The 23,994-nt window shown below is 60.6% G+C and carries 28 protein-coding genes; 12 read left to right on the forward strand and 16 right to left on the reverse strand.

Annotated features, from left to right (window positions below):
* Window positions 1–35 precede the first annotated feature (35 nt).
* A complete protein-coding gene (locus HU759_RS29580) occupies window positions 36–497 on the forward strand; it encodes a TIGR02444 family protein (protein WP_170036742.1) in 462 nt (153 codons plus the stop codon).
* Here HU759_RS29580 and HU759_RS29585 read toward each other — a convergent pair.
* Entirely contained in the window at window positions 494–1,714 is a 1,221-nt protein-coding gene (locus HU759_RS29585; RefSeq protein ID WP_170036740.1) for an AlgP family protein, read from the reverse strand. The two genes, HU759_RS29580 and HU759_RS29585, sit on opposite strands and share 4 nt — an antisense overlap.
* Before the next feature lie 192 nt (window positions 1,715–1,906).
* On the opposite strand from HU759_RS29585, the gene HU759_RS29590 reads away from it, so the two are divergent.
* A complete protein-coding gene (locus HU759_RS29590; RefSeq protein WP_170036738.1) occupies window positions 1,907–2,584 on the forward strand; it encodes an FKBP-type peptidyl-prolyl cis-trans isomerase in 678 nt (225 codons plus the stop codon).
* A 53-nt stretch (window positions 2,585–2,637) separates the two neighbouring features.
* Here HU759_RS29590 and HU759_RS29595 read toward each other — a convergent pair whose 3' ends face one another.
* The 8 genes from HU759_RS29595 to HU759_RS29630 all read right to left on the reverse strand — a co-directional run bounded on the left by HU759_RS29595 (window position 2,638) and on the right by HU759_RS29630 (window position 9,036).
* Window positions 2,638–3,096 (reverse strand): Rsd/AlgQ family anti-sigma factor, encoded by a 459-nt coding sequence (locus tag HU759_RS29595; protein ID WP_017135007.1) that lies wholly within the window; start codon window positions 3,094–3,096, stop codon window positions 2,638–2,640.
* A 209-nt stretch (window positions 3,097–3,305) separates the two neighbouring features.
* Entirely contained in the window at window positions 3,306–3,827 is a 522-nt protein-coding gene (locus HU759_RS29600) for a disulfide bond formation protein B (protein WP_186618393.1), read from the reverse strand.
* A 28-nt stretch (window positions 3,828–3,855) separates the two neighbouring features.
* Window positions 3,856–4,056, reverse strand: a complete 201-nt coding sequence (locus HU759_RS29605; protein ID WP_032865418.1) for a hypothetical protein — start codon at window positions 4,054–4,056, stop codon at window positions 3,856–3,858.
* Window positions 4,057–4,058: 2 nt separating this feature from the next.
* Entirely contained in the window at window positions 4,059–5,300 is a 1,242-nt protein-coding gene (locus HU759_RS29610; protein WP_138451791.1) for a heme biosynthesis protein HemY, read from the reverse strand.
* 5 nt (window positions 5,301–5,305) lie between these two features.
* Window positions 5,306–6,421, reverse strand: coding sequence for a uroporphyrinogen-III C-methyltransferase (locus tag HU759_RS29615; protein WP_099550279.1), 1,116 nt, complete (start codon window positions 6,419–6,421; stop codon window positions 5,306–5,308).
* Between the two features lie 41 nt (window positions 6,422–6,462).
* Window positions 6,463–7,212 (reverse strand): uroporphyrinogen-III synthase, encoded by a 750-nt coding sequence (locus tag HU759_RS29620; RefSeq protein ID WP_138451795.1) that lies wholly within the window; start codon window positions 7,210–7,212, stop codon window positions 6,463–6,465.
* Complete coding sequence (gene hemC / locus HU759_RS29625; protein ID WP_017135003.1) at window positions 7,209–8,150, reverse strand: hydroxymethylbilane synthase; 942 nt, start codon at window positions 8,148–8,150, stop codon at window positions 7,209–7,211. The genes HU759_RS29620 and hemC overlap by 4 nt, the downstream gene beginning before the upstream one ends.
* Before the next feature lie 139 nt (window positions 8,151–8,289).
* Window positions 8,290–9,036, reverse strand: coding sequence for a LytTR family DNA-binding domain-containing protein (locus HU759_RS29630; protein ID WP_186618392.1), 747 nt, complete (start codon window positions 9,034–9,036; stop codon window positions 8,290–8,292).
* Between the two features lie 504 nt (window positions 9,037–9,540).
* Between HU759_RS29630 and argH the strand changes: the two genes are divergently transcribed.
* Entirely contained in the window at window positions 9,541–10,935 is a 1,395-nt protein-coding gene (argH, locus tag HU759_RS29635; RefSeq protein WP_008439335.1) for an argininosuccinate lyase, read from the forward strand.
* Window positions 10,936–11,035: 100 nt separating this feature from the next.
* Here the strand turns inward: argH and HU759_RS29640 are convergent, their stop codons facing one another.
* Window positions 11,036–11,695, reverse strand: a complete 660-nt coding sequence (locus HU759_RS29640) for a glutathione S-transferase (RefSeq protein WP_170036736.1) — start codon at window positions 11,693–11,695, stop codon at window positions 11,036–11,038.
* Window positions 11,696–11,821: 126 nt separating this feature from the next.
* Here HU759_RS29640 and HU759_RS29645 point away from each other — a divergent pair, with 126 nt between their 5' ends.
* From HU759_RS29645 to HU759_RS29655, 3 genes are all read left to right on the forward strand, one after another.
* Window positions 11,822–12,106, forward strand: a complete 285-nt coding sequence (locus HU759_RS29645) for a hypothetical protein (RefSeq protein ID WP_017135000.1) — start codon at window positions 11,822–11,824, stop codon at window positions 12,104–12,106.
* A 95-nt stretch (window positions 12,107–12,201) separates the two neighbouring features.
* Window positions 12,202–12,456 carry a TIGR02647 family protein gene (locus HU759_RS29650; protein WP_010207442.1) on the forward strand — a complete coding sequence of 85 codons (255 nt, stop codon included), beginning with the start codon at window positions 12,202–12,204 and terminating at the stop codon, window positions 12,454–12,456.
* 171 nt (window positions 12,457–12,627) lie between these two features.
* On the forward strand, window positions 12,628–15,468 hold the full coding sequence (locus HU759_RS29655) for a class I adenylate cyclase (protein WP_170036734.1): 2,841 nt from the start codon (window positions 12,628–12,630) through the stop codon (window positions 15,466–15,468).
* Here HU759_RS29655 and rnk read toward each other — a convergent pair.
* The 3 genes from rnk to cyaY form a co-directional block, all read right to left on the reverse strand.
* Entirely contained in the window at window positions 15,465–15,875 is a 411-nt protein-coding gene (rnk, locus tag HU759_RS29660; RefSeq protein ID WP_017134998.1) for a nucleoside diphosphate kinase regulator, read from the reverse strand. The two genes, HU759_RS29655 and rnk, sit on opposite strands and share 4 nt — an antisense overlap.
* Before the next feature lie 131 nt (window positions 15,876–16,006).
* On the reverse strand, window positions 16,007–16,225 hold the full coding sequence (locus HU759_RS29665) for a DUF1289 domain-containing protein (protein WP_056860802.1): 219 nt from the start codon (window positions 16,223–16,225) through the stop codon (window positions 16,007–16,009).
* 2 nt (window positions 16,226–16,227) lie between these two features.
* Complete coding sequence (gene cyaY, locus HU759_RS29670; RefSeq protein WP_099550435.1) at window positions 16,228–16,560, reverse strand: iron donor protein CyaY; 333 nt, start codon at window positions 16,558–16,560, stop codon at window positions 16,228–16,230.
* Between the two features lie 239 nt (window positions 16,561–16,799).
* Here cyaY and HU759_RS29675 point away from each other — a divergent pair, with 239 nt between their 5' ends.
* From HU759_RS29675 to HU759_RS29700, 6 genes are read left to right on the forward strand one after another with little or no spacing between them, the layout of a single operon-like run.
* Entirely contained in the window at window positions 16,800–16,967 is a 168-nt protein-coding gene (locus HU759_RS29675; protein WP_017134995.1) for a lipoprotein, read from the forward strand.
* A 9-nt stretch (window positions 16,968–16,976) separates the two neighbouring features.
* Window positions 16,977–18,224, forward strand: coding sequence for a diaminopimelate decarboxylase (gene lysA / locus HU759_RS29680; protein WP_170036732.1), 1,248 nt, complete (start codon window positions 16,977–16,979; stop codon window positions 18,222–18,224).
* A 3-nt stretch (window positions 18,225–18,227) separates the two neighbouring features.
* The gene (dapF, locus tag HU759_RS29685) at window positions 18,228–19,058 is read left to right on the forward strand and encodes a diaminopimelate epimerase (protein ID WP_017134993.1); all 831 of its coding nucleotides are present in this window, start codon (window positions 18,228–18,230) and stop codon (window positions 19,056–19,058) included.
* A gap of 13 nt (window positions 19,059–19,071) precedes the next feature.
* Window positions 19,072–19,788: a DUF484 family protein gene (locus tag HU759_RS29690; protein WP_056860805.1), complete on the forward strand. Its 717-nt coding sequence runs from the start codon at window positions 19,072–19,074 to the stop codon at window positions 19,786–19,788.
* A gap of 2 nt (window positions 19,789–19,790) precedes the next feature.
* Window positions 19,791–20,690: a tyrosine recombinase XerC gene (xerC, locus tag HU759_RS29695; protein ID WP_017134991.1), complete on the forward strand. Its 900-nt coding sequence runs from the start codon at window positions 19,791–19,793 to the stop codon at window positions 20,688–20,690.
* Window positions 20,687–21,388, forward strand: a complete 702-nt coding sequence (locus HU759_RS29700) for an HAD family hydrolase (protein ID WP_170036730.1) — start codon at window positions 20,687–20,689, stop codon at window positions 21,386–21,388. The genes xerC and HU759_RS29700 overlap by 4 nt, the downstream gene beginning before the upstream one ends.
* A gap of 168 nt (window positions 21,389–21,556) precedes the next feature.
* Here HU759_RS29700 and sutA read toward each other — a convergent pair whose 3' ends face one another.
* From sutA to HU759_RS29715, 3 genes are all read right to left on the reverse strand, one after another.
* Complete coding sequence (sutA, locus tag HU759_RS29705; RefSeq protein ID WP_017135899.1) at window positions 21,557–21,883, reverse strand: transcriptional regulator SutA; 327 nt, start codon at window positions 21,881–21,883, stop codon at window positions 21,557–21,559.
* Window positions 21,884–21,984: 101 nt separating this feature from the next.
* Window positions 21,985–22,410, reverse strand: a complete 426-nt coding sequence (locus HU759_RS29710; RefSeq protein ID WP_099550273.1) for a secondary thiamine-phosphate synthase enzyme YjbQ — start codon at window positions 22,408–22,410, stop codon at window positions 21,985–21,987.
* Window positions 22,411–22,619: 209 nt separating this feature from the next.
* Window positions 22,620–23,960 (reverse strand): ammonium transporter, encoded by a 1,341-nt coding sequence (locus tag HU759_RS29715; protein WP_017135897.1) that lies wholly within the window; start codon window positions 23,958–23,960, stop codon window positions 22,620–22,622.
* Between the last annotated feature and the right edge of the window lie 34 nt (window positions 23,961–23,994).

Raw genomic sequence — 23,994 nt, forward strand, 5'->3', positions numbered from 1 at the left:
TACCAGCTTCGTTGGCCGCTGGCTTGGGTGTGAATATGTGCGCTGACCTGTGGAGCTTTGCCCTATCAATTTACGCCCGCCCAGGGTGCGAAGCCGCCTGCCTGCGCTTGCAGGAACACGGCGCGGATGTGTGCCTGTTGCTGTGTGGCGCCTGGCTGGAGCAGCGTGGCGTTGCACTTGAGCCTGCGCGTATTCAGGCACTGCAGCAGCTAGCACGCCCTTGGCAAAAAACGGTGGTCAAACCGTTACGACAGATGCGCATGCAATGGCGATCCCTGGCGCAACAGGATTTGCCGCTTGCGGCGTTACGCGAGCGAGTCAAAGCTCTGGAGCTGGAGGCCGAACGGGAATTGTTAGCGCGCCTGGAAGCGTTGGCGCAGGCATGGCCGACTGGGGAAGTGAGGCAACCGAAATGGCTGGAAGGCTTGGCGACCGAAGCCGCCAACCTTGACCACGACGCGCTGCAGCAGCTGCGCGTCGTGGCCACCCGCACTTAGGAAGCGCTGGTTGGGGTGGTGCTTGGCGCTACCGGTGCAGGGGTGCTGCTGGCCGATGCGGTTGGAGCGCTGGACGCTGCCGGGGTAGCAGGCGCGGCTGCCGGAGTTGCTGGCTTGGCCGGAGCAGGCTTGGCAACGGCTGGCTTTGCAGCTGGCTTAGCGGCAGCAGGTTTGGCAGCTGGCTTAACGGCCGGTTTCGCGGCAGCAGGTTTGGCAGCTGGCTTAGCGGCTGGTTTTGCAGCAGCGGGTTTAGCCACTGGCTTGGCGGCTGGTTTCGCAGCAGCAGTTTTAGCAGCTGGCTTGGCCGCTGGTTTTGCAGCAGCGGTTTTAGCTGCTGGCTTGGCCGCTGGCTTTGCAGCAGCGGTTTTAGCTGCTGGCTTGGCCGCTGGTTTTGCAGCAGCGGTTTTAGCTGCTGGCTTGGCCGCTGGCTTTGCAGCAGCGGTTTTAGCTGCTGGCTTGGCCGCTGGCTTTGCAGCAACGGTTTTAGCTGCTGGCTTGGCCGCTGGCTTTGCAGCAGCGGTTTTAGCTGCTGGCTTGGCCGCTGGTTTTGCAGCAGCGGTTTTAGCAACTGGCTTGGCCGCTGGTTTTGCAGCAGCAGTTTTAGCAGCTGGCTTGGCCGCTGGTTTTGCAGCAGCGGTTTTAGCAGCTGGCTTGGCCGCTGGTTTTGCAGCAGCGGTTTTAGCAACTGGCTTGGCCGCTGGTTTTGCAGCAGCGGTTTTAGCAGCTGGCTTGGCCGCTGGTTTTGCAGCAGCAGTTTTTGCAGCTGGCTTGGCCGCAACCTTGGCTGGAGCTTTCGACGCGGCAGCTTTTGCCGGTGTGCGGGCGCCCAATACTTTAGCCACAGCTTCTTTCACTCGACCAACGCCCTGGGCCAGTTTCAGGCTTTCCTGAGCATCTTTTTTGAGTTGGGAAATGTAAGTGCGGGTTTCAGCTTGGCGATCCTTGAGAGCGTCCAGCAGGTCCTCAAGTTCTTTGACCGCGTCTTTGGCTTTGGCTTGTGCCTTGGCTTTGCCGGCAGTCGCGGCGTCTTGCAGTTTGGTGCGGGATTTGTGCAGCTTTTCTTGCGCTTTACCGCGTTGTTTTTCCAGTTTGGCGAGCAGTTTTTCTGCATCGGCCAACGCTTGGGAACATGCGCTTTCCAGATGTTCGAGCAAGCTGCCCGAAAGTTGTTGGAGTAAATGCAACGGGGTATTAACAGGCTTCTGTTTGGCCGACATGGTTTACCTCCTGGCTGACGTGGGTGCGGCTCATACTAGCCCTCTGCTCTTACCGCCGCTAGGGCATGTTGACAGTATCGTTTGCCTTGCGTTGCACCGTGAGTAAATTCTTATCGATATAACAAAAAACTGCGGCACTTTTTGCCCACTCACACTGGCATAATCCGTCGCACTTTCGGCGGGAGAAACAGCATGTCGCGTTATCTTTTTTTAGTGCTTGGCTTGGCGATTGGCGTGGCCAATGCAGGCGAGCAATCGCCGTCCAAAACCACCGCCCCAGACCCACACGACCTTGCCTACAGTTTGGGCGCAAGCCTCGGCGAGCGCTTGCGCCAGCAGGTTCCCGACCTGCAGATCCAAGCCCTGCTCGATGGCCTCAAGCAAGCCTATCAGGGCAAGCCATTGGCGCTGGACGATGCACGCATCGAACAGATCCTTGCGCAACACGAAGCACAAAACGCTGCCGACGCCGAGGTTCCACAAAGCGAAAAAGCCCTCGCTGCCGAACAGCAGTTTTTAGCCAAGGAAAAATCCGTCAGCGGCGTGCGTGAACTGGCAGATGGCATCCTGCTAACCGAGCTGGCACCCGGCAACGGCAGCAAACCGCTGGCCAGTGATGAGGTGCACGTAAATTACGTAGGACGGCTGCCCGATGGGACAGTCTTCGACAAGAGCATTCAGCCCCAATGGTTTCGCCTGGACAGTGTGATCAGTGGTTGGAGCAGCGCGCTGCAGCAGATGCCGGTAGGCGCGAAATGGCGCTTGGTAATTCCCTCCGCCCAGGCCTATGGCGCCGACGGTGCGGGTGAGTTGATCCCGCCGTATACGCCACTGGTGTTCGAGATCGAATTGCTCGGCACTCGCCACTGACCCAATAAAAAACGGTGCGCCATGCGCACCGTTTTTTTATCTCACTCTGAGGGTCAAGCCTGGGCGGCCGACTCTTCTTTGTGAGCGTTGTGCAGCACTTCGATCAGGCAGTCTTCCAACTCGAAGCGCTCATGCAGCAACCCACCCAGCTCTTTGAATTTCTCAATGACACACTTGCCGGCATCACACAGGTCGTTAAAGGCAACGAGCTTCTCAGTGATAGCCTCCAAGCGCGGATAGATAGTATCAGCCAGCTCCAACCCTCGATCATCGCCAAAGGCTTTAGCCTCCTTGGTCAGTTGATCGTAGACACCAAAGTGGCCCGTAGATACGTAATCCATCAGCACGCCGCAGAACTCTTGCAACGGTTTGCGATTCTCAGCCAGTGCCTCGGGCTTGGCGCCAAGAGCATCAAAGGCTCGAACCAGTTCGTGACGTGCCTTCAACCAGCTGTCGATCAGCTTGTGCACCCCACCCCAGCGTTCCTGAGCATTCTGACAACTTTCCAGCATGGTGATCTCTCTTCCCTATAGGGGCGCTGCCGCCTGTGCCCGCGCAACACCTCAAACATTGAGGCGGGAGCCGGACAAGGCCGCATGTCACAAACGGTTTCTATAACGCGTGCGGGCCAGATTATGCCCGCATGACTATGGCTTCAAGGTACGCAGGAGAGAAAGTTCATACAAGTGTTTAATCCCGTCCTACACATTACGGCGAATTTTCAATACCTCGCAGGGTGCAAGCGACGGCCCGGCAACAATCGTGAAAACTGCATGATGCCGAGCACCAGCATCGCCAAAAAGAACAACAGGCTCCATTCGGGCAGGCTCAGGTCAAACAGTGTCCAGTTGAGCTCTACGCAGTCCACGGTGCCTTTTACAGTCAGTTGCAGTGCTTGCCATAACGACAGGTTTTCAATCATGTAGTGAAGGCTGGGCCAGCAATCATTGGCCTGCTCCGGCGCGGCATTTTGTAGCAGCACCTGGCGTACCGCAGTGATGGCCCCGAGCATTGCGCAGCCCATGCTGGCCAACCCGTATAGGTAGACCCCTGAACGTTTTGGGTTATGAATCGCCGCAGCCAGGTTAATCAGAGTGAATGCGACCAAAAAGATGCGCTGCACCTGACACAGGAAGCAAGGACGCAAGAGCGCGCCGAACTCAAGATAAAAAGACGCACCCAACGTCAGCGCACCAGCCAAGAACGCCAGGAGAAACAGAGAGCGTGAAGGGGCCAAAGACATTGTCATCCGTACCGCAGGAGATAGACCCTTACGGTAGAGTAAAGGCCTGACTCCTTTCAATACGCGCCAGAGCAGACAATTCCGCAACAGCCTGGGGATATGCCGTCAGAACCTGGATGACTTCAAGCAGTTGGCGGTAGGAATTTGCTACGTAGAGCTTTAGCGCCCGGGTTTTACGCGATAAAGAAAGGTTGGCCCTCAGAAAGGTCCGGCCAACCTTGACCTTCATTCCTACACTCGCGCAGGCACCGGCAGCGGTGATGCCAGCAAGCGGCTGTCCAGAAGCCCCAGACCTTCCTGGAACAACTGGTTGCTGCGCTCGGTGTCGCCCAGTTGGGCCAGCAAGCGCGCCAGCTCGGCACAGGCTTCGGGATTACGCTGCACTTGCAGGCTGCTTTCCAGATAGTCGCGTGCTTTGCCCCACAGACTGTTTTGCAGACACAGGCGACCCAGTGTCAACAACAGGCTGGCATCCCCCGGATGGTCTTTGAGCCAGCCTTCGGCAAATTTCAGCTGACGGCCCGGGTCACTGCCACGCAACAAACCGTAAAGCCGGATCAGATGGCTGTCATAGCCGCGCTTGATTGCGCCACGCAGCACTTCTTCGGCCTTGGTGTCAGCACCCAGCCGACGCAGTTGCTCAGCGTAAGCCAACACCAGTTGCGGTTCCTGGCGCTGGGCGGAGGTCAGTTGCTCCCACGCTCTCTCCAAAGACTGCAACCCGGCTTCGCCCTGCTGTTCACGCTCGACCGCCAGCCCAAGGTTTTCACCCCAGGCACGGCGCTCAAGCTCAGCCAGCTCGGGAGCGGGAAGTACCTTGTCCTTTCGCAGTTCGGGTAACAAGCGAATCACCGACGGCCAATCGCCCCGCTGCTGATGCAGACGCTGCAATTGGCGCAAGACCTGCGCGTTATGTGGGTGACGCTCGTACATCGCTTGCAACGTCACCAGCGCACCTTCAGTGTCGCCACGGTCCATCTGCAGTTGCGCATGGCTCAGGGCCACAGCCAGTTCCGCCTGTGGCTGGCGTTCCAAGGCACGCTCCAGCAAACCGTCGGACTCCGCATACCGGCCCAGTTCGTTGGCAGCACGTGCGGCGCCGAGGTAGTACAACAAGGGCTGACGCTCGGCTTCAGCAGCGCGATGCAGGTGACGTTCGGCGCTGGCCCAGCGGCCCTCGGCGAGGTCCATCTGGCCTTGCTCGATGGCTATCTGCACACGACGGCTGCGGTTACGCCGCGACCATGGGTTGACTACGCCACCGGAGGTGGTGAGCAAGCTGAGCAGCACACGCAGCAGGTAGATCACCAGAAAGACGGCAAACACCGCCACCAGCGTGGCCCACAGGCTCGATTCGTAATGCAGCAGATGGGGATAGGTAATCAGCACGTAGCCGGTGTGTTTCGAAATACCCACGCCCAGTGCCAGAGCGATCGCAACCGCCAACACCAGGATCACATAAAAACGCTTCATCGGCTCTACTCCTGGGTCGCCGGCGTGCCCGCCGACGCCTTGGCTTCATCGGCAGACAGATGACGGCGCTCAAGATAGGCCTGCACTGCGGCCAGGCTGCTGGCCAGGTCCGGCGTCACCACCGAAACCGCCTTGGGCTCGAGCTCGGCAATGCGCGCCAGCATCGCCTTGCTCTGCGGGTTGTCCTGATTGAAGTTGTCCTGCAGCACGCTGCGCGCTTCACCCAGCGAGCGGCTGTACACCGCCGTTTCGCCGTTAAGTGCGGCCCACTGGGCTTGCTCCAGCGCCAGGCTCAGCGCCAGGCGCACCTGATTCAGGCCTTGGCCGGCGAGCAACGGGCGAATGTTGTCATCGGGGTTGAAGTCGATTCGGAAGTAACGAGAGATCTGCTCCCACCACTGGCTCAGGCGATTTTCCGTATCGGTGGTCGAGCGCCCTTCGGACGCAGGTTCAGTGAGCTGATACTCCGGTGCGATAGCCGCAAGCGCTACGACCTGATCGCGCAGTGCCGCCAGTTGCAGGTACAAACCGGTGCGGTCGGGTTGCTCGGTACTGCGTAGCGCGGCAAGGCTCTTGGCCAACTGCTCGCGGGCGGCGTAGGCGCCTGGGTCACTCTGTTCGCGCAGAATTTCGTCAGCACCCTGGACCAGTGACTGGGCGCTGTTGATGTCCTGCAAGGCAGAGAGGCGCAAGCTGGCCAGGCGGATCAGGTGTTCGGCTTCAGCCAGGCGCCAGTCCTGGCGACTGGCGCCCAGCACGGTTTCAAGGCGTTGGCTCAGACGCTGCTGGTCACCCTGCAATTGGGCGACCAGGCGGCGGCGCTCCTCAAGCTCGTCCGCCCCAGGCAACTGCGCCAGGCGCGCCGCCAGCTGTTGCTGGCTTTGCTTGAGGGATTGGGATTGATCATCAAGGGTCTGTACCTGGCCCAACTGCTGCTGGTTGCTGGCTTGCAGGGCACGGACCTGCCAGATCCCCCAGCCACCGGCGGCGACGCCTGCGGCACCGAGCAACAGGGCCACAACCGCCAGGCCATTGCCACGGCGTGGCGCGGCGACCTGCGACTCTACCGGCGCATCAAGTGCGGGTTGGGTGTCATCTTTAGGCAAGGTTGTTTCGCTCACGTATCCGTCCTTTGCGTATCAGAGAGTGGGCGCCGCATGCCTTATGAGGCAGCGCTGCGCAACGCCACTAACAAAGCCGCGGCACTCGCGCCGCGACAATCCACAACTTTTTCTGCACCAGCGGCCCGCGCCATTTCAGACACGCGAGGGCTGGGCACGAACAACGGCAGCTGAGCCACCTTCGGCCAATCGGGGCCGGCCAGGGCTTGCAGGTGTAAAAAACCCTGCCCACTGCTGACCACCAGGCCGTTCAAGCGTTCCAACTGGATGCGTTGCATCAGCGCCCCGGCGGGGTAAGCCGGGAGGAAACGACGATACAACTCCAGATAATCGACACTAGCACCTTGCTCACGCAAACGCTCAGCCAGCAACTCCCGGCCGCCCTCGCCACGCAGGATCAACACCCGGGCACCGGGCTGCGCGGCAGCTTCGCGCAAGGCCGGCAATTGAAGCAAGGCCTCGCTGTCGTCGCCGGTTTGCGGATAGTGAACGTTGAGACCGTGATCGGCCAGTACCTGCGCAGTGGCAGCGCCCACACTGAACCACGGCAACGATGGCCAGGGCTGCTGCAATTGCTGCACAGCCAGGCGTGCAGCCGGTTTGCTCACCACAATCACCGCGCTATAGCGGCCCAGGTCAGCAAAAACAGCCCGTTGCTCGGGCGTGGCGGGCAAAGCTTCGGTATCCAGCAACGGCAGGCTGCTGCTGAAAATACCAGCTTGGGCCAACAACGCAGCCACGGCCGCCGACTCTTCAGCGGGCCGCGTCAGCAGCACGCGCCAATCGGTCACTGCGGGCCGGCCTCGCCGTAGACTTTTTGCAGAATGGCGCCGGCGCCCTTGCCCAGCAACTCTTCTGCGACCTGGATACCCAAGGCGGTCGCGTCACGTTGTGGCCCACGCACCTGGGCGGTGAGCAACGTGCCGCCGTCCGGATCACCGACCAAGCCACGCAGCCAGAGGTTTTCACCTTCAAGCACCGCGTAGCAGGCAATCGGCACTTGGCAGCCACCGTTGAGGTGCTTGTTGAGGGCACGTTCAGCAGTGACACGCACTTCGGTGTCGTGGTGGTCGAGGGGTTTGAGCAAGGCATGGATTTCGCTGTCGGCGGTGCGGCATTCAATGCCGACTGCGCCCTGCCCGCCGGCTGGCAAGCTGTCTTCGACGCTGATGGCCGAGGTGATGCGGTCTTCGAAGCCCAGGCGGATCAAGCCGGCAGCCGCAAGGATGATCGCGTCATATTCGCCGGCGTCCAACTTGGCCAATCGGGTGTTGACGTTGCCGCGCAAAAAACGAATCTGCAGGTCCGGGCGACGGGTCAGCAATTGCGCCTGACGACGCAGGCTGGAGGTGCCGACGACGCTGCCCAACGGCAGGTCATCCAGGGACACGTAGGTATTGGAGACGAAGGCATCACGCGGGTCTTCACGCTCGCAGATGCAAAAAAGGCCCAGGCCTTCGGGGAAGTCCATGGGCACGTCTTTCATCGAATGCACGGCGATGTCGGCTTGGTTTTCGAGCAGCGCGGTTTCCAGTTCCTTGACGAACAAGCCCTTGCCGCCGATCTTCGACAGGGGTGAGTCAAGCAGCTTGTCGCCGCGACTCACCATGGGCACCAGGGATACTTTGAGGCCTGGATGAGCCTGTTCAAGGCGTGCTTTGACGTATTCGGCCTGCCACAAGGCCAGGGCGCTTTTACGAGTGGCGATGCGGATTTCGCGAGAGGACATGGATCAATCCGTACTGAATAGATACGGCAGATAATAACAGCTCAGGCAAACACGCTTTGATTTGAATCAGCAAGTGCGGGGCCTCCCTGGCCACGTCGCACCGGGATATCGGAATGCAGGCCTCGCTACAGCCCTTGGGCTAAAGCTGCTGCATCATCTTGCGCACGCCGGCGACATGACGTCGGCTGACGATCAAGGAATCACCGTTAAGCCCTTTAAGGAACAACTGAAAGTGCCCCAAAGGCGTGCGCTGCAAGCGTTCTATTCGCTCGCGCGCCACCAGTGCGTTGCGGTGGATGCGCACGAAGCGGTCGCCAAACTCATCTTCAAGGGCCTTGAGCGGCTCGTCGAGCAACACTTCGCCGGTCTCGTGACGCAGGGTCACGTACTTGTGATCGGCAATAAAGTAGACCACCTGGTCCAACGGGATCAGCTCGATGCCCTTGCGGGTCCGCGCGCTGATATGGCTGCGCGGCCCATTGCCACTTTGGGCGGCCGGCTGGGTCAGCGCAGCGAGTTGCACGCGGTTTGGTCGCTCGGCCTTCTTAAGGGCCTTGAGCAATGCTTCACTCGCCACCGGCTTGACGATGAAGCTGACACCGCTGGCTTCCAGGGTCTCGGTGGAAAACTCTTCTTGAGCGGCACACAGCACCACGGCAGGTGGCGATTCTCGCTCACTCAAACGGGCGGCGACTTGCAGGCCATCAAGGCCCGGCAAGCGGATATCGAGCAACACCACGTCCGGCTTGAGGCTGTCGATCAGCGTCAACGCCTCTTCGCCGTTGGTGGCGCTCGGTTCAAGGACTGTATAACCCTCGAGTTCACTGACCAAACGGCTCAGTCGCTCGCGGGCTTGGGGTTCGTCATCAACGATCAGGACATTCATATTGCGCTGGATTCCTGCGTGAGTCTCGCACAAGGATAGCGTAGACAGGTGCGGTGACTTGCGTCACAGCGATCCACGCTAAGACTAGCGCGAGCGGCAAAAAGTGCCCCGGCAGCGGCACCCAAATTTACCCGGACCTGTTCAATTGCGCCCAAGACCTGCTGCCTTTGGGCATCGTCGTAGGGTTTGCTGATACACAATCCGAATACCCCCCTTTTTTAATGGATAGTCTGGGCTATGACCGCATCACCCGACTTTGGTGCATTCACGCTCTATCAGTGCAACTGTAGACGCTCGCTGAGACGATATTGCTCAATCGTCAAATATCGTTTCAATTAACGCCTGCCCCCAGTCTCGTCCCGGATGCGTTCGGCGGCAAGGCACTTAGCCATCCTTGGCGCAAATAAAAATGCCGATCACCCGTAGCATCGCCTCAACGGGCAACCCTGTTATTATCGGCGGCACACCTCCACGCCTCTTTTTAAGCAGATCACGAGCGAATCCATGAGCACCGACAAGACCAACCAGTCCTGGGGCGGCCGCTTCAGTGAACCCGTCGACGCCTTCGTCGCGCGCTTCACCGCCTCCGTCACCTTCGACCAGCGCCTGTACCGCCACGACATCATGGGCTCGATCGCCCACGCCACGATGCTGGCCAAGGTCGGCGTGCTGACCGACGCCGAGCGCGACAGCATCATCGACGGCCTGACCACCATCCGCGGTGAGATCGAAGCCGGCACGTTCGACTGGCGCGTCGACCTGGAAGACGTGCACATGAATATCGAGGCGCGCCTCACCGACCGCATCGGTGTGACCGGCAAGAAACTGCACACCGGTCGCAGCCGTAACGACCAGGTGGCCACCGATATCCGCCTGTGGCTGCGCGACGAGATCGACCTGATCCTGGCCGAAATCACCCGCCTGCAAAAAGGTCTGCTGGAGCAGGCCGAGCGTGAGTCCGGCACCATCATGCCCGGTTTCACCCACTTGCAAACCGCGCAGCCTGTGACCTTCGGCCACCACTTGCTGGCCTGGTTCGAAATGCTCAGCCGCGACTACGAGCGCCTGGTGGACTGCCGCAAGCGCGCCAACCGCATGCCGTTGGGCAGCGCGGCATTGGCCGGCACCACTTACCCGATCGACCGCGAATACACCGCGCAGCTGTTGGGTTTCGACGCCGTGGGCGGCAACTCCCTGGACGGCGTGTCGGACCGCGACTTCGCCATCGAATTCTGCGCCGCCGCCAGCATTGCGATGATGCACCTGTCGCGCTTCTCCGAAGAGCTGGTGCTGTGGACCAGTGCGCAATTCCAGTTCATCGACCTGCCGGACCGCTTCTGCACCGGCAGCTCGATCATGCCGCAAAAGAAAAACCCCGATGTACCGGAGTTGGTGCGCGGCAAGAGCGGCCGTGTGTTCGGCGCGCTGATGGGCCTGCTGACCTTGATGAAAGGCCAACCTCTGGCCTACAACAAGGACAATCAGGAAGACAAAGAGCCGCTGTTCGACGCTGCCGACACCCTGCGCGATTCGTTGCGTGCGTTTGCAGACATGATCCCGGCGATCAAGCCCAAGCACGCGATCATGCGTGAAGCGGCATTGCGCGGTTTCTCCACTGCCACCGACCTGGCGGACTACCTGGTGCGCCGTGGCCTGCCATTCCGTGACTGCCACGAAATCGTCGGCCATGCTGTGAAGTACGGCGTGGACACCGGCAAGGACCTGGCGGAAATGAGCCTGGAAGAACTGCGCCAGTTCAGCGACCAGATCGAGCAGGACGTGTTCGCCGTGCTGACCCTTGAAGGCTCGGTGAATGCCCGTAACCACGTGGGCGGCACTGCGCCGGCGCAGGTCAAGGCAGCCGTTGTGCGCGGCCAGGCACTGCTCGCCAGCCGCTAAAAGCATCGCAGGCAAGCCAGCTCCCACACTTGAATGGGTTCACAATTCAAAATGTGGGAGCTGGCTTGCCTGCGATAGCGTCATCCCTGCCGCCAAATATCTACTTCTTGGCCGCAATCATCGCCATAAACGCCGGCATCGCTGCCTCCCTGTCCGCCGCCACCCTCCTGGCGTTGGGCATCTCATGCAAGCGCTCCAGCAAGGCCTTGGCCTTCGGCAACTGCGCCAGCAAATCCAGGCCAAACAGCTTCTCGCCCACCGCGCAGGCGAGGTTCACGCTGTACATGAAATACAGATCGGCAATCGTGAAGCTCTCACCCGCCACATACGGCGCGAACTTGCCGTGCCGGCCCAAAGAACCAACCCCCAGCAACAACTCAGCCTTGGTTTTGTCCTTGATCGCATCCGGCACCGGCATACCAAAGAACGCCTCGGCAAAACACGCGCGGGCGGGCAACTCGATATACAGCTCGATCTCCCGGCACAACGCCAGCACCTGGGCGCGCTGATACGGGTCGGCGGGTAGCAATGACGGGCCTTCCTGGGTTTGCTCGATGTACTCGAGGATCACGCTGGTTTCGTTGATAAAGCCTTGCTTGACGCCCAGCACCGGCACCTTGCCACGCGGGCTGACGGCCAGGGCTTCAGGGGTTTGGCCTGCGTAAAACGGCACTTCTTCGAACGGCAGGCCTTTCTCCAGCAGCGCCAGTTTGACCATGTTGTAGTAGTTGCTGACCGAAAATCCGTAAAGCTTGAGCATTGCGAATGCCTCCAGGCCGGGTGTGGGGTTGGCTGCAAGAGTTATAGATCCATGCAGGCCGCCTGACCAGCAGCATCAGTTGCCTGAATGGCGGTAGACTGGCGCCCTTTCCTTGAGGAGCCTGCCATGAGCGAGCCGACCGATATCGACAGCGACGAAGAAGAGTTCACCGAAAATACACTGATCGAAGCGATCGAAAATCAGATCGAAAGCGACAACCCGCCTGCCGCCAAGGCTACGTTCAACAAACTGACCCTGGTGGGTTATGAGCGTGAAGAGATCCTGAATCTCATGGCTCACGTGCTGGCTTTCGAGATCGACGCGATGCTGGACGAGGATCGCGCATTCAATACCGAATGGTACGAAACAGCACTGCGGGCGCTGCCTGAGTTGCCGCCGGAAAAGGAATAGTCCGGGCACGCAGCAACACGCTGGACAGTTCGGCAAAGTGCGTTCACCTTATGGCCTGCTAGCCTCTAATAAATTTTAGAAAGTCTGGAGTCCTTATGTCGTATACCCCTGAGTTGGTTGCCGAACTGGAAATCCTTGTACTCTTCCCCTTGGACAGCACCAAGGAAGGTCTGAAAGTCCACCAGACCGCCGCGCCTACTGCCATCGCCGCTGCCAAACGCCTTCATGCCAAAGGCCTGATCGACCAGCCGGATGGGGGCTACCTGACCAGCCTCGGCCGCGACGCTGCCGAGCAAGCGCAAACCCTGCTGACTATCCTGACTACCGCCACTACCAAAGAAGCTGCCTGACACCTTACTGTCGCCCATGGGGTCCGCCTGCTGCGGATTCCGAGGGCGTTGCTGTGGGCCGCACAAAATTCTGACGCCAAAAAGCCACATATCATCTAAACCTCCTACGCTTCTGGCTGTAAACTCCTACACGGCCGCCCACGTCGGGCTCTGCGAGCCAACGACCCAGAAATGACCCGCACCCATGAAATCCGCCCCGACTTGGACGAAGGCATCGACCGCAAGGTGCTGGCCCAGTTGCGTGCGCGCTTCATGGCCCTCAATGCAGGCCGCATGGCCCGCGCCGTCGAAGGGCTGACGCCGCGCCAACAAAACGTGCTGACCCTGCTGCCGTTGTTTTTCCACGTCAACCACCCGCTGTTGCCCGGCTACGTCTCGAGCAGCACGCCGGCAGGCTTGTCGAATTTCGAACCCGACGCCCAGGCCCTCACCGAAGCCCAGCGCCTGACCCGCTCGTTCTCCTATAAGCCGCGCCATGGCAACCCGCCGCGGCCGATCCATGGCCTGTTCCTGATGGGCAGCCTCGGCACCCTGGCCCAGGCGGACCAGAGCGACATGGACGTGTGGGTCTGCCACGCTCCGGACCTTGGCGAGAACGAACTGGCCGAGCTGCGCAAAAAGTGCCAGTTGCTGGAAGCCTGGGCCTTGACCATGGGCGCCGAGGCGCATTTCTTTCTGATCGAGCCGACGCGCTTTGTTTCAGGCGAGCGCGATACGCAACTGAGCTCTGACGATTGCGGCACCACCCAGCATTACCTGTTGTTGGATGAGTTCTACCGCACCGCCATCTGGCTCGCCGGGCGCACGCCCATCTGGTGGCTGGTGCCGGTCTATGAAGAAACCCGTTACGCCGAGTTCACCCACGCGCTGATCTCCAAACGTTTTATCCGCGCCGATGAAACCCTCGACCTCGGCCACCTGGCGCACATCCCGCCTGGCGAATTTATCGGCGCGGGGTTGTGGCAACTGTTCAAGGGCATCGAGTCGCCTTACAAATCGGTGCTCAAGCTGCTGCTGACCGAGGTGTACGCCAGCGAACACCCGAACGTGCACTGCCTGAGCCTGCGCTTCAAACGTGCGGTGTTTGCCAACCAGATGGACCTGGACGAGCTGGACCCGTACATCGTGGTCTACCGTCGCATCGAGGAATACCTCAGGGCGCGCAATGAACCCGATCGCCTGGAGCTGGTACGCCGCGCGCTGTACCTGAAGGTCAATCGCAAGCTCAGCGCCGGCCAACGCAGCACCAGCTGGCAGCGGCTGTTGCTGGAACGCCTGGCCCATGAATGGGGTTGGGACCAGCGCCAACTGGCCTTGCTGGACAGCCGCAGCCAGTGGAAAGTGCGCCAGGTGGCTTCCGAGCGCCGCGCATTGGTCAGCGAACTCAATTACAGCTACCGCTTTCTCACCCAGTTCGCTCGCACCGAGCAGACCGTCAGCCTGATCAACAAGCGCGACCTCAATGTGCTGGGTCGGCGCCTGTATGCCGCGTTTGAGCGTAAAGCCGGCAAGGTCGAGTTCATCAACCCCGGCATCGCCCCGGACCTGGCCGAAGACACCCTGACCCTGGTGCAATCGCCCAACCGCAAAGAGCCCGGCCAGCACCACTGGGGCTTGTACAACGGCAACCTCACGGCGCTGGAATGGGAGCACTTCGCGCCGATCAAGCGCAGCCGCGACCTGTTGGAAATGCTCACCTGGTGCCATCGCAACGGCGTGATCGACAGCAGCACGCGCCTGGCCTTGCACCCAGGCGTCAGCGACATGACGGAATTCGAGCTGTTCAACCTGCTGGGCTGCCTGCAACAGACCATCGCCCTGCCCCTGGCCAGCGTTGATGAAGACCGCCTGTTGCGCTCGGCGGTACCGGAAGAGGTGCTGTTGCTGATCAACGTCGGCGTCGACCCGCTCAAGCATCACCGCGACTTGAATATCCTGATGACCACCGAGCGCACTGACTCCCTGAGCTACGCCGGTGTGCGCGACAACCTGGTGCTGACCCTGGATCAGGTCACGCTCAACAGTTGGAACGAGGTATTGGTCAGCCGCTACGACGGCCCCCATGCACTGCTCGACTGCCTGCGCGACTACCTCAACCAACTGCCGCCGAACCACCTGCCACGCCTGCGGGTGCGCTGCTTCTGCCACAACCGTGCGCAATTCATTGCCCAGCGGGTGGAAGAAATTTTCGACACCGTGCAGAACCTGCTGCTGAGCCAGTCCAATCACCGCTACCTCCTGCAGGTGCAGCAGCACTATCACGTGATGGAACTGACGCCGGGCCAGGCCACTCACGTGCCACTGCTGACCCAGGATGCGCTGATCGCCTACCTCAGCGAAGAACTGGCCAGCTACAGCCCGCTGCACCTGGATGCCATGGCGCTGGAAGACCACGACCTGGCCCTGCTGCTGCCCATGGGCATGGCTGATTGTGTGCAGGTGTTCTACCGGGTCAATGAAGGCTTCGCCGAGCTGTATGTGCTGGATGAGTTCAACGCGCTGTGGCAGCAACGCTTGCCGTTTCATGATGAGCAAAGCCTGCTGGCGCCGCTGCAGCGCTTCCTGCAGTCGATCATCTATCGTCGCGAAGCCCTGGCACCGCTGGATACACAGCAACAGCTAGGTGAAGTGCAGACTTTGTATTACCAACTGTTGCCGTCAGGCAGCCACCGCGCCCGCGGCATCGAGCCTCGGCCGGTGCCGCAAAACCCGACCAACAAGCCGTTTTATGACGTGCAGGCGATTATCGGCAAGGCCGCACCCGGCCAGGTCGGCATCACGCTGTATTGCAATCAACGGGAGTTTTCGGAGTTGGAGTTCGGCGACCAACTGTTTGCCGTGGTCGCCCAGGAAATCGTCGGGCAACGCCGGGAGACCGAGCTTTACCGCTGCTACATCACCGACCTGGACCTGTCCGGCCTGCTCGGTGATGTGCAAAGCCCGAGCAACTTGTATCTGCGTTACAAGGCCGAGCTGGAGTTGTCGCTGAATGCGGCGCTGAGCCAGATTTAGAGAGGGAAGGCGCCGCCATCTTTGGGCTGGCCTTCGACGCTGAGCAATTCAAGCTTGAGGGTTTTGCCGCCCGGCGCCGGCCAGTCGATGTGCTGGCCCACTTGCAGGCCAAGCAAGGCGCTGCCTACCGGAGCCATGATCGAAATTTTGCCTTCATCGGCGTTCGCGTGCTTCGGGTACACCAGGGTCAGGTGGTAGTCCTTGCCGCTGCCTTGCTCACGGCAATGCACGCTGGAGTTCATGGTCACGACACCCGCAGGCACTTCATCGTGGCCAACCACGTCTTCGGCGCGGTCGAGTTCGGCTTGCAACGCTTCGGCGCCGGGAGAGTCGTCGCCCAAGCGGTCGATCAATTGCTCCAGACGCTGCACGTCAAGACGGGTAAGAATGATGGAAGGTGCGGTCATGATTCAGGCAGACTCCTTTTTTCTGCACAAAAAAGCAAAACCCCGCCAGGAAAAGGCGGGGTTCTCACGGGCCTCGATGAGTTGAGGCGTACCCGGACACTACCACAGCGTCACAAATAAACAAGACGGCCTCAGGCGCGCGCCCTGCGCTGTTCGGCCTCGGCGCAGATCACTCGACGCCGGGCATCGTCGGCGGAGCGCCATTCGCGGATGTCTTCCACGTGCCGGTAGCAGCCAAGGCAGACTTTTTGCTCGTCCAGGCGACACAAACTGATACAAGGTGACGGCACTGCCGGGCTGACATTGCTGAACAGCGGCTTGGGTGGGCGTACAGGTGCAGGCTGGGTCACGATCAGATCTCGTCGAAGTCCAGCTCGGCGCCGGCTTGTTCCTGGACCAGGCGTGCGAGCATTTCGCTTAACAGCTCATCGCTGGTATCGCACTGCCAGTTTTTGTCTTCTTCGTTGTAGTCGAAGTGAAAACCACCCGAACGCGCCGCCAGCCATAGCTGACGCAGCGGCTCCTGACGGCTGAAGATCAGTTGGGTGCCGTTTTCAAACTTAACGGTCAGCACGCCAGCCGAGTTCTCCAGGTCCACATCCAGGCCGCTGTCGTCGAAAATATCTTCCAGCGCCTGCTGGGTCGAATCCACCAGGTCGTGAAAACGGGCTTCGGTCAAACTCATTGTGGGAACCTCGAAAAGTGTCTGGTCACGCTCAAGCGGCGCACGATACGGACGCGCCATGATGATTGCAAAGGATACCGATTTCATTACCCGCAGCCGCGTGAAATATCCTCATTTAGCGTAGGCCGAATCGCGACATGCTCGGCAAACCCCCGCCGGACGGGTATTACGGCGCATAGGCAAGCTGCCGGGTGGTCGGTATACTCGGGCGCAATTAATGCATATTCAAGGATTTCGCCATGAAGCGCCTGATCTCTTCCCTTGCTGCGCTCGTCGCGGTCGCTTGCCTCGTTAGTGCCTGTGGTCAAAAAGGCCCGCTGTACCTGCCCGATGACAGCAAAGACCCGAACGACCAGGCACAGTCGTCGCAGAAAGCTGCGAAAGCGCATAAGCACGACACTTACTAAGGGAACATCATGGACGCTTTTAACTACCGGGACGGCGAGCTGTTCGCGGAAGGCGTGGCGCTGTCCGCGATTGCCGAGCAGTTTGGCACCCCGACCTATGTGTACTCGCGTGCGCACATCGAAGCCCAATACCGCTCGTTCACCGACCCACTGGAAGGCGTTCCACACAGGGTGTGCTACGCGGTCAAGGCCAACTCCAACCTGGGTGTACTGAATGTCCTGGCGCGTCTTGGCGCTGGTTTTGACATCGTTTCCCGTGGCGAGCTGGAACGTGTTCTGGCTGCCGGCGGCAAGGCTGACAAGATCGTCTTCTCGGGCGTCGGCAAAAGCCGCGAAGACATGCGCCGCGCGCTCGAAGTGGGCGTGCATTGCTTCAACGTCGAATCCACCGACGAGCTGGAGCGCCTGCAAGTGGTCGCCGCCGAGATGGGCGTTCGCGCGCCGATCTCCCTGCGCGTCAACCCGGACGTCGATGCCGGCACGCACCCTTACATCTCCACCGGTCTCAAAGAGAACAAGTTCGGCATCGCCATTGCCGACGCCGAGGACGTGTACATCCGTGCCGCACAGCTGCCGAACCTGGAAGTGCTGGGTGTCGACTGCCATATCGGCTCGCAACTGACCACCCTGCCTCCGTTCCTGGACGCCCTTGATCGCCTGCTGGCGCTGACCGATCGCCTTGGCGAGTGCGGCATCTACCTGCAACACATCGACCTCGGTGGTGGTGTGGGTGTGCGTTATCGCGATGAAGAACCGCCGCTGATCGCCGATTACATCAAGGCTGTGCGTGAGCGCACCGAAGGCCTCGGCCTGACCCTGATGTTCGAGCCGGGCCGTTATATCGTTGCCAACGCCAGCGTGCTGCTGACCCAGGTCGAGTACCTCAAGCACACCGAACACAAGGATTTCGCCATCGTTGATGCGGCGATGAACGACCTGATCCGCCCGGCGCTGTACCAGGCGTGGATGGACGTCACTGCCGTAACCCCGCGCGAGGGTGAAGGCCGCACCTACGATATCGTCGGCCCGATCTGCGAAACCGGCGACTTCCTGGCCAAGGATCGTCAGTTGGCCCTGGAAGAAGGTGACCTGCTGGCCGTGCATTCGGCCGGTGCCTACGGGTTTGTCATGAGTTCCAACTACAACACCCGCGGCCGTGCCGCCGAGGTGCTGGTGGACGGTGATCAAGCGTTTGAAGTGCGTCGCCGCGAGACGGTAGCCGAGTTGTTTGCTGGCGAAAGCCTGCTGCCGGAGTAAGCCATGCTGCTGCGTTTTACCAAGATGCACGGGCTGGGTAATGATTTTATGGTCCTGGACCTGGTCAGCCAGCACGCGCACATCCTGCCCAAGCACGCCAAACAGTGGGGCGACCGGCACACCGGCATCGGTTTCGACCAATTGCTGATCGTCGAGGCGCCGAGCAACCCGGAGGTGGATTTCCGTTACCGGATCTTCAACTCCGACGGCTCCGAAGTGGAACAGTGCGGCAACGGTGCGCGCTGCTTTGCGCGCTTTGTGCTGGACAAACGCCTGACTGCCAAGCGCCAGATTCGTGTCGAGACCAAAAGCGGCGTGATCGAGCTGGACATTCGCAGCGACGGCCAGATCAGCGTCAACATGGGCGCGCCACGCCTGGTGCCAGCGGATATTCCGTTTCAGGCCACCGAGCAGGCCGCCAGTTACGCGCTGGATGTAGAAGGCAAAATCGTCGACATCGCTGCCGTCTCCATGGGCAACCCCCATGCCGTACTGCGGGTCAACGACATCAACAACGCCCCGGTGCATGAGCTGGGGCCGAAGATCGAGCATCACCCGCGCTTTCCAGCGCGGGTCAATGTGGGCTTTTTGCAGGTGATCGACCGTACCCGCGCGCAGCTGCGTGTATGGGAACGCGGCGCCGGCGAAACCCAGGCGTGCGGCACCGGTGCTTGCGCCGCAGCCGTCGCCGCGATCAGCCAGGGGTGGATGGATTCGCCCCTATTGATCGACCTGCCGGGTGGGCGTTTGTCCATCGAGTGGGCAGGGCCTGGCCACCCGGTGATGATGACCGGGCCGGCCTCGCGTGTATACGAAGGACAGGTCCGTCTATGAGTGAGCCAAGCTAATGACCGATAAGCCTCAAGTACCCGCCCAAGCAACCCCAAGCGAAAGTCTGGAGGCCGCTGCTGTCGCGGCGTACCTTGAGGCTAATCCGGACTTCTTCGTCGAACACGAAGAACTGCTGCCCGCCCTGCGCATCCCCCACCAGCGTGGCGATACCGTGTCGCTGGTGGAGCGGCAGATGAAGATCCTGCGCGAGCGCAATATCGAAATGCGCCATCGGCTTTCACACCTGATGGATGTGGCCCGCGACAACGACCGCTTGTTCGACAAGACCCGCCGCCTGATACTGACCCTGATGGACGCCAACAGCCTGGAAGAAACGGTCATCGCCGTGGAAGACAGCCTGCGCCAGGACTTTCAGGTGCCGTTTGTCAGCCTGATTTTGTTCAGCGACAACCCGATGCCGGTGGGCCGTTGGGTCAGCGGCAGCGACGCGCAAACCGCAATCGGCGGCCTGCTCTCGGAAGGCAAGACCATCAGCGGCACCTTGCGTGAACACGAGCTGGATTTCCTGTTTGGCGCCGAACAGCGCAAGCAGATCGGCTCCACCGCCGTAGTCGCCCTCAGCCATCAAGGCTTGCACGGCGTGCTGGCGATTGCCAGCCGTGACCCTGCGCACTACAAAAGCTCGGTGGGCACGCTGTTCTTGACCTACATCGCCGAAGTGCTGGGTCGCGTCTTGCCCCGCCACACCACCACCCTGCGCGCGGTGCGCTAGCCATGGAACGGCAACTGGACGCTTATTGCGCTCACCTGCGCAACGAGCGCCAGGTGTCGCCTCACACCCTGGAAGCCTATCGACGGGACCTGAACAAGGTCCTGGCGTACTGCGAAAAACAACAGATCACCAGCTGGAAGGCGCTGGATATCCAGAGCCTGCGCAGCCTGATCGCGCGCCTGCACCAGGCGGGCCAGTCTTCGCGCAGCCTGTCGCGCCTGCTCTCAGCGGTACGCGGCCTCTATCACTACCTCAACCGTGAAGGCCTGTGCGACCACGACCCGGCCAACGGCCTGTCGCCGCCCAAGGGCGAACGGCGCCTGCCCAAGACCCTCGACACCGACCGCGCCCTGCAACTGCTGGACGGCGCCGTTGAGGATGACTTCCTGGCCCATCGTGACCAGGCGATTCTTGAGCTGTTTTATTCCTCGGGCCTGCGTTTGTCGGAGCTGACCGGCCTGAACCTGGATCAGTTGGACCTGGCGGACGGCCTGGTACAAGTGCTCGGCAAGGGCAGCAAGACCCGTGTGCTGCCGGTGGGCAGGAAGGCCCGCGAAGCCTTGCAGCTGTGGTTGCCGCTGCGCCTGTTGACCAACCCGGCCGACGATGCGGTGTTTGTCAGCCAGCAAGGCCGACGCCTGGGGCCACGGGCGATTCAGGTGCGGGTCAAGGCTGCCGGCGAACGCGAGCTGGGGCAAAACCTGCACCCTCACATGCTGCGACATTCTTTTGCCAGCCATATGCTGGAGTCGTCCCAGGACCTGCGCGCCGTGCAGGAGCTGCTCGGCCACTCCGATATCAAGACCACGCAGATCTATACCCACCTCGACTTCCAGCACCTGGCGACGGTATACGACAGCGCCCATCCACGGGCCAAACGCATCAAGGGCGGCGACTCATGAGTATCAAGCTGATCACCTTCGACCTGGACGACACGCTCTGGGACAACGTACCCGTCATCATCAACGCCGAGGCGTCGATGCGCGAATGGCTGGCACTTAACGCCTCCAAGGTTGGCGACTTGCCCCTGGAACATTTCGCCAGCCTTCGCCAGCAGGTGTTGGAGCGCCATCCAGAGCTTAAATATCGCATCAGCATCCTGCGTCATAAGGTCCTGATGCACGCGTTTGAAGAGGCGGGTTACCCACAGCCTGAGGCCACGCAGATGGCGGATGTGTGCTACGAGGCGTTTATTCACGCCCGTCACCAGCTCACTCCGTTCCCGGAAGCGGAGCCCATGCTAAAGGCGTTGCGCCAGCACTTCCTGCTGGGCGTGATCACCAACGGCAATGCCGATGTGCAACGCGTGGGGCTGGCGGATTACTTCCACTTTGCCCTGCGCGCCGAGGATATCGGCATTGCCAAGCCGGATGCGCGGCTGTTTCAGGAAGCCTTGCAGCGCGGTGGCGTGGATGCAAATCAGGCCGTGCATATTGGCGATCATCCTGGCGATGACATCGCCGGTGCGCAGCAGGCCGGGCTTCGCGCGGTGTGGTTCAACCCGACGGGCAAACCGTGGGAAGCGGATAAACAGCCGGATGCAGAGATTCGTAGCCTGACAGAGTTGCCGGAGCTGCTGCGCAGCTGGCAGTCACGCTGAAGATTCAAAGTGGGAGCTGGCTTGCCTGCGATAGCGGTCTGTCTGACCCACCGCTATCGCAGGCAAGCCAGCTCCCACAGGGCTATGCAATGAATTTTAAGAATTTGTTTCAGGCATGAAAAAGCCCGCAGCGACGGCGGGCTTTTTCTTACAAGCAGTCTGCTGACCTCAGATAGGTCGGCTGCCGTACTTGTTATCCGGCTTCTTCGGTGGGTCTGCCACCACGTTGGCCTCGACTTCCTGCACTTTGCCGCCTTTAGCGAGGAATTCTTCCATCGCACGGGCCAGCGCATCGCGCTCTTTGTTCTTGGCTTCAACGCTCGGCAGTTCGTCTACCGAGACAGCGGCCTTGGCTTTGCCTTTGGCTGCCGGGGCGGGTGCATCATCGCCACCGTCGTCGTCAGCAACGTCTTCAGCTGCCGCTTCAAGGCCTTCTTCAGCCTCGTCGTCGTCGCCTACTTCAAGGTCGTCGTTTTCCAGATCATCGTCGCTCATGTTCTACCTCATGACTTGCGAAAAGCAGATTAGTTATAGCCCAGCTTCACCCTCTGTCGAGGTCGCCGGAAAAAAATCACATCCACTGGATAACCAGTGGCTTATGCCCCATCACCGTGCAAGGTGGCGAGGACTTTACGAGCACCGCCATGATCACGGTGCTCGCCCAGATAAACACCTTGCCAAGTCCCTATCGCCAAGCGGCCGGCCTTGACCGGCAAACTCAACTGGCAGCCCAGCAGACTGGCCTTGAAGTGCGCCGGCAGATCATCCGGACCTTCGTCGTTGTGTTCGAACCCTGCACGCCCTTGCGGCACCAGCGAGTTGAAAAAACGCTCGAAGTCACGGCGAACCGCCGGGTCGGCATTCTCGTTGATGGTCAACGAGGCCGAGGTGTGCTGCAGCCACAAATGCAACAGGCCTACTCGGCAAGCCTTTAACTCAGGCATGCCGGCAAGCAACTCATCCGTTACCAGGTGAAAGCCCCGGGGCTTGGCCCGCAGGGTAATCAGGGTCTGTTGCCACATACAGTTCTCCGCCCATCGGCGCGCATTCTAGCGCGGTCTGGGAAAAAACAAAGTGTCGAATACGCCTACATGCATGTAAGACTTTCGCATCCTCAAAAGTGCCGTGTGGATCCCATCACAAACTCGGCAAAAAACCCATCCGCCTTTAGCCACAGACAAACACCAGACAAAAAAATGCCCGGCAAGCCGGGCATCTTTTTTTCGCGTACTTACAAGTTGTAGCCGCGCTCGTTATGTTGCGCCAGATCGAGGCCCACCGCCTCTTCTTCGTCGGTCACCCGCAGGCCCATCACCATGTCCAGCACCTTGAGGATGATGAAAGTCACGATGGCCGTGTAGATCACGGTGAAGCCCACGCCTTTGCACTGGATCCAGACTTGCGCCGCGATGTCAGTAGTGGCCGCGTTGAAGCCGCCCAGCGAAGGCGCTGCGAACACGCCGGTTAGGATCGCGCCGAGGATACCGCCGATACCGTGCACACCGAAGGCGTCCAGGGAGTCGTCGTAGCCCAGTTTGCGTTTCAGGGTGGTGGCGCAGAAGAAGCACACCACGCCCGCTGCCAGGCCGATGACCAGAGCGCCCATCGGGCCAACAGTGCCGGCAGCCGGAGTGATTGCAACCAGGCCGGCTACTACGCCCGAGGCAATGCCCAGTGCGCTTGGCTTACCGTGGGTGACCCACTCGGCGAACATCCAGCCCAGTGCCGCAGCAGCGGTAGCGATCTGAGTGACCAGCATCGCCATACCGGCAGTACCGTTGGCCGCCGCAGCAGAACCTGCGTTGAAGCCGAACCAGCCAACCCACAGCATGGCTGCACCGACCAGGGTGTAACCCAGGTTATGCGGTGCCATCGGGGTGGTCGGGAAGCCTTTACGCTTGCCAAGTACCAGGCACGCCACCAGGCCAGCCACACCGGCGTTGATGTGCACCACGGTGCCGCCGGCGAAGTCCAGCACGCCCCAGTCGCCCAGCAACGAGCCCGGACCGCCCCACACCATGTGGGCAATCGGCGCATAGACCAGGGTGAACCAGACGCCCATGAAGATCAGCATCGCGGAGAACTTCATACGCTCGGCGAATGCACCGACGATCAGCGCAGGGGTAATGATGGCAAAGGTCATCTGGAAGGTGACAAACACCGCCTCAGGGAACAGCGCCGCAGGGCCGGTGATGCTCGCCGGGGTTACACCCGACAGGAACAGTTTGGACAGGCCGCCCACGAACGAGTTGAGGTTGACGACGCCTGCTTCCATACCGGTGGTGTCGAACGCCATGCTGTAGCCGTAAACGAACCACAGGATGGTGATCAGGCCGGTGATGGCGAAGCACTGCATCATCACGGAAAGAATGTTTTTGGAGCGCACCATGCCGCCGTAGAACAGCGCCAGGCCCGGAATGGTCATGAACAGTACCAGCGCGGTGGATGTGAGCATCCACGCCGTGTCGCCGGAATTGAGGACTGGAGCAGGGGCTGGGTCCGCCGCCAATGCCAGGGCCGGCATTACGAGGGACAACAGGGCTCCTAGCCCTGCGAATTTACGCAGAGTCATATTGTTTTCTCCTGGGGCGTTGGGGGTTTGGCGG

Source organism: Pseudomonas sp. OE 28.3 (genome assembly GCF_014268205.2).
GTDB lineage: Bacteria > Pseudomonadota > Gammaproteobacteria > Pseudomonadales > Pseudomonadaceae > Aquipseudomonas > Aquipseudomonas edaphica.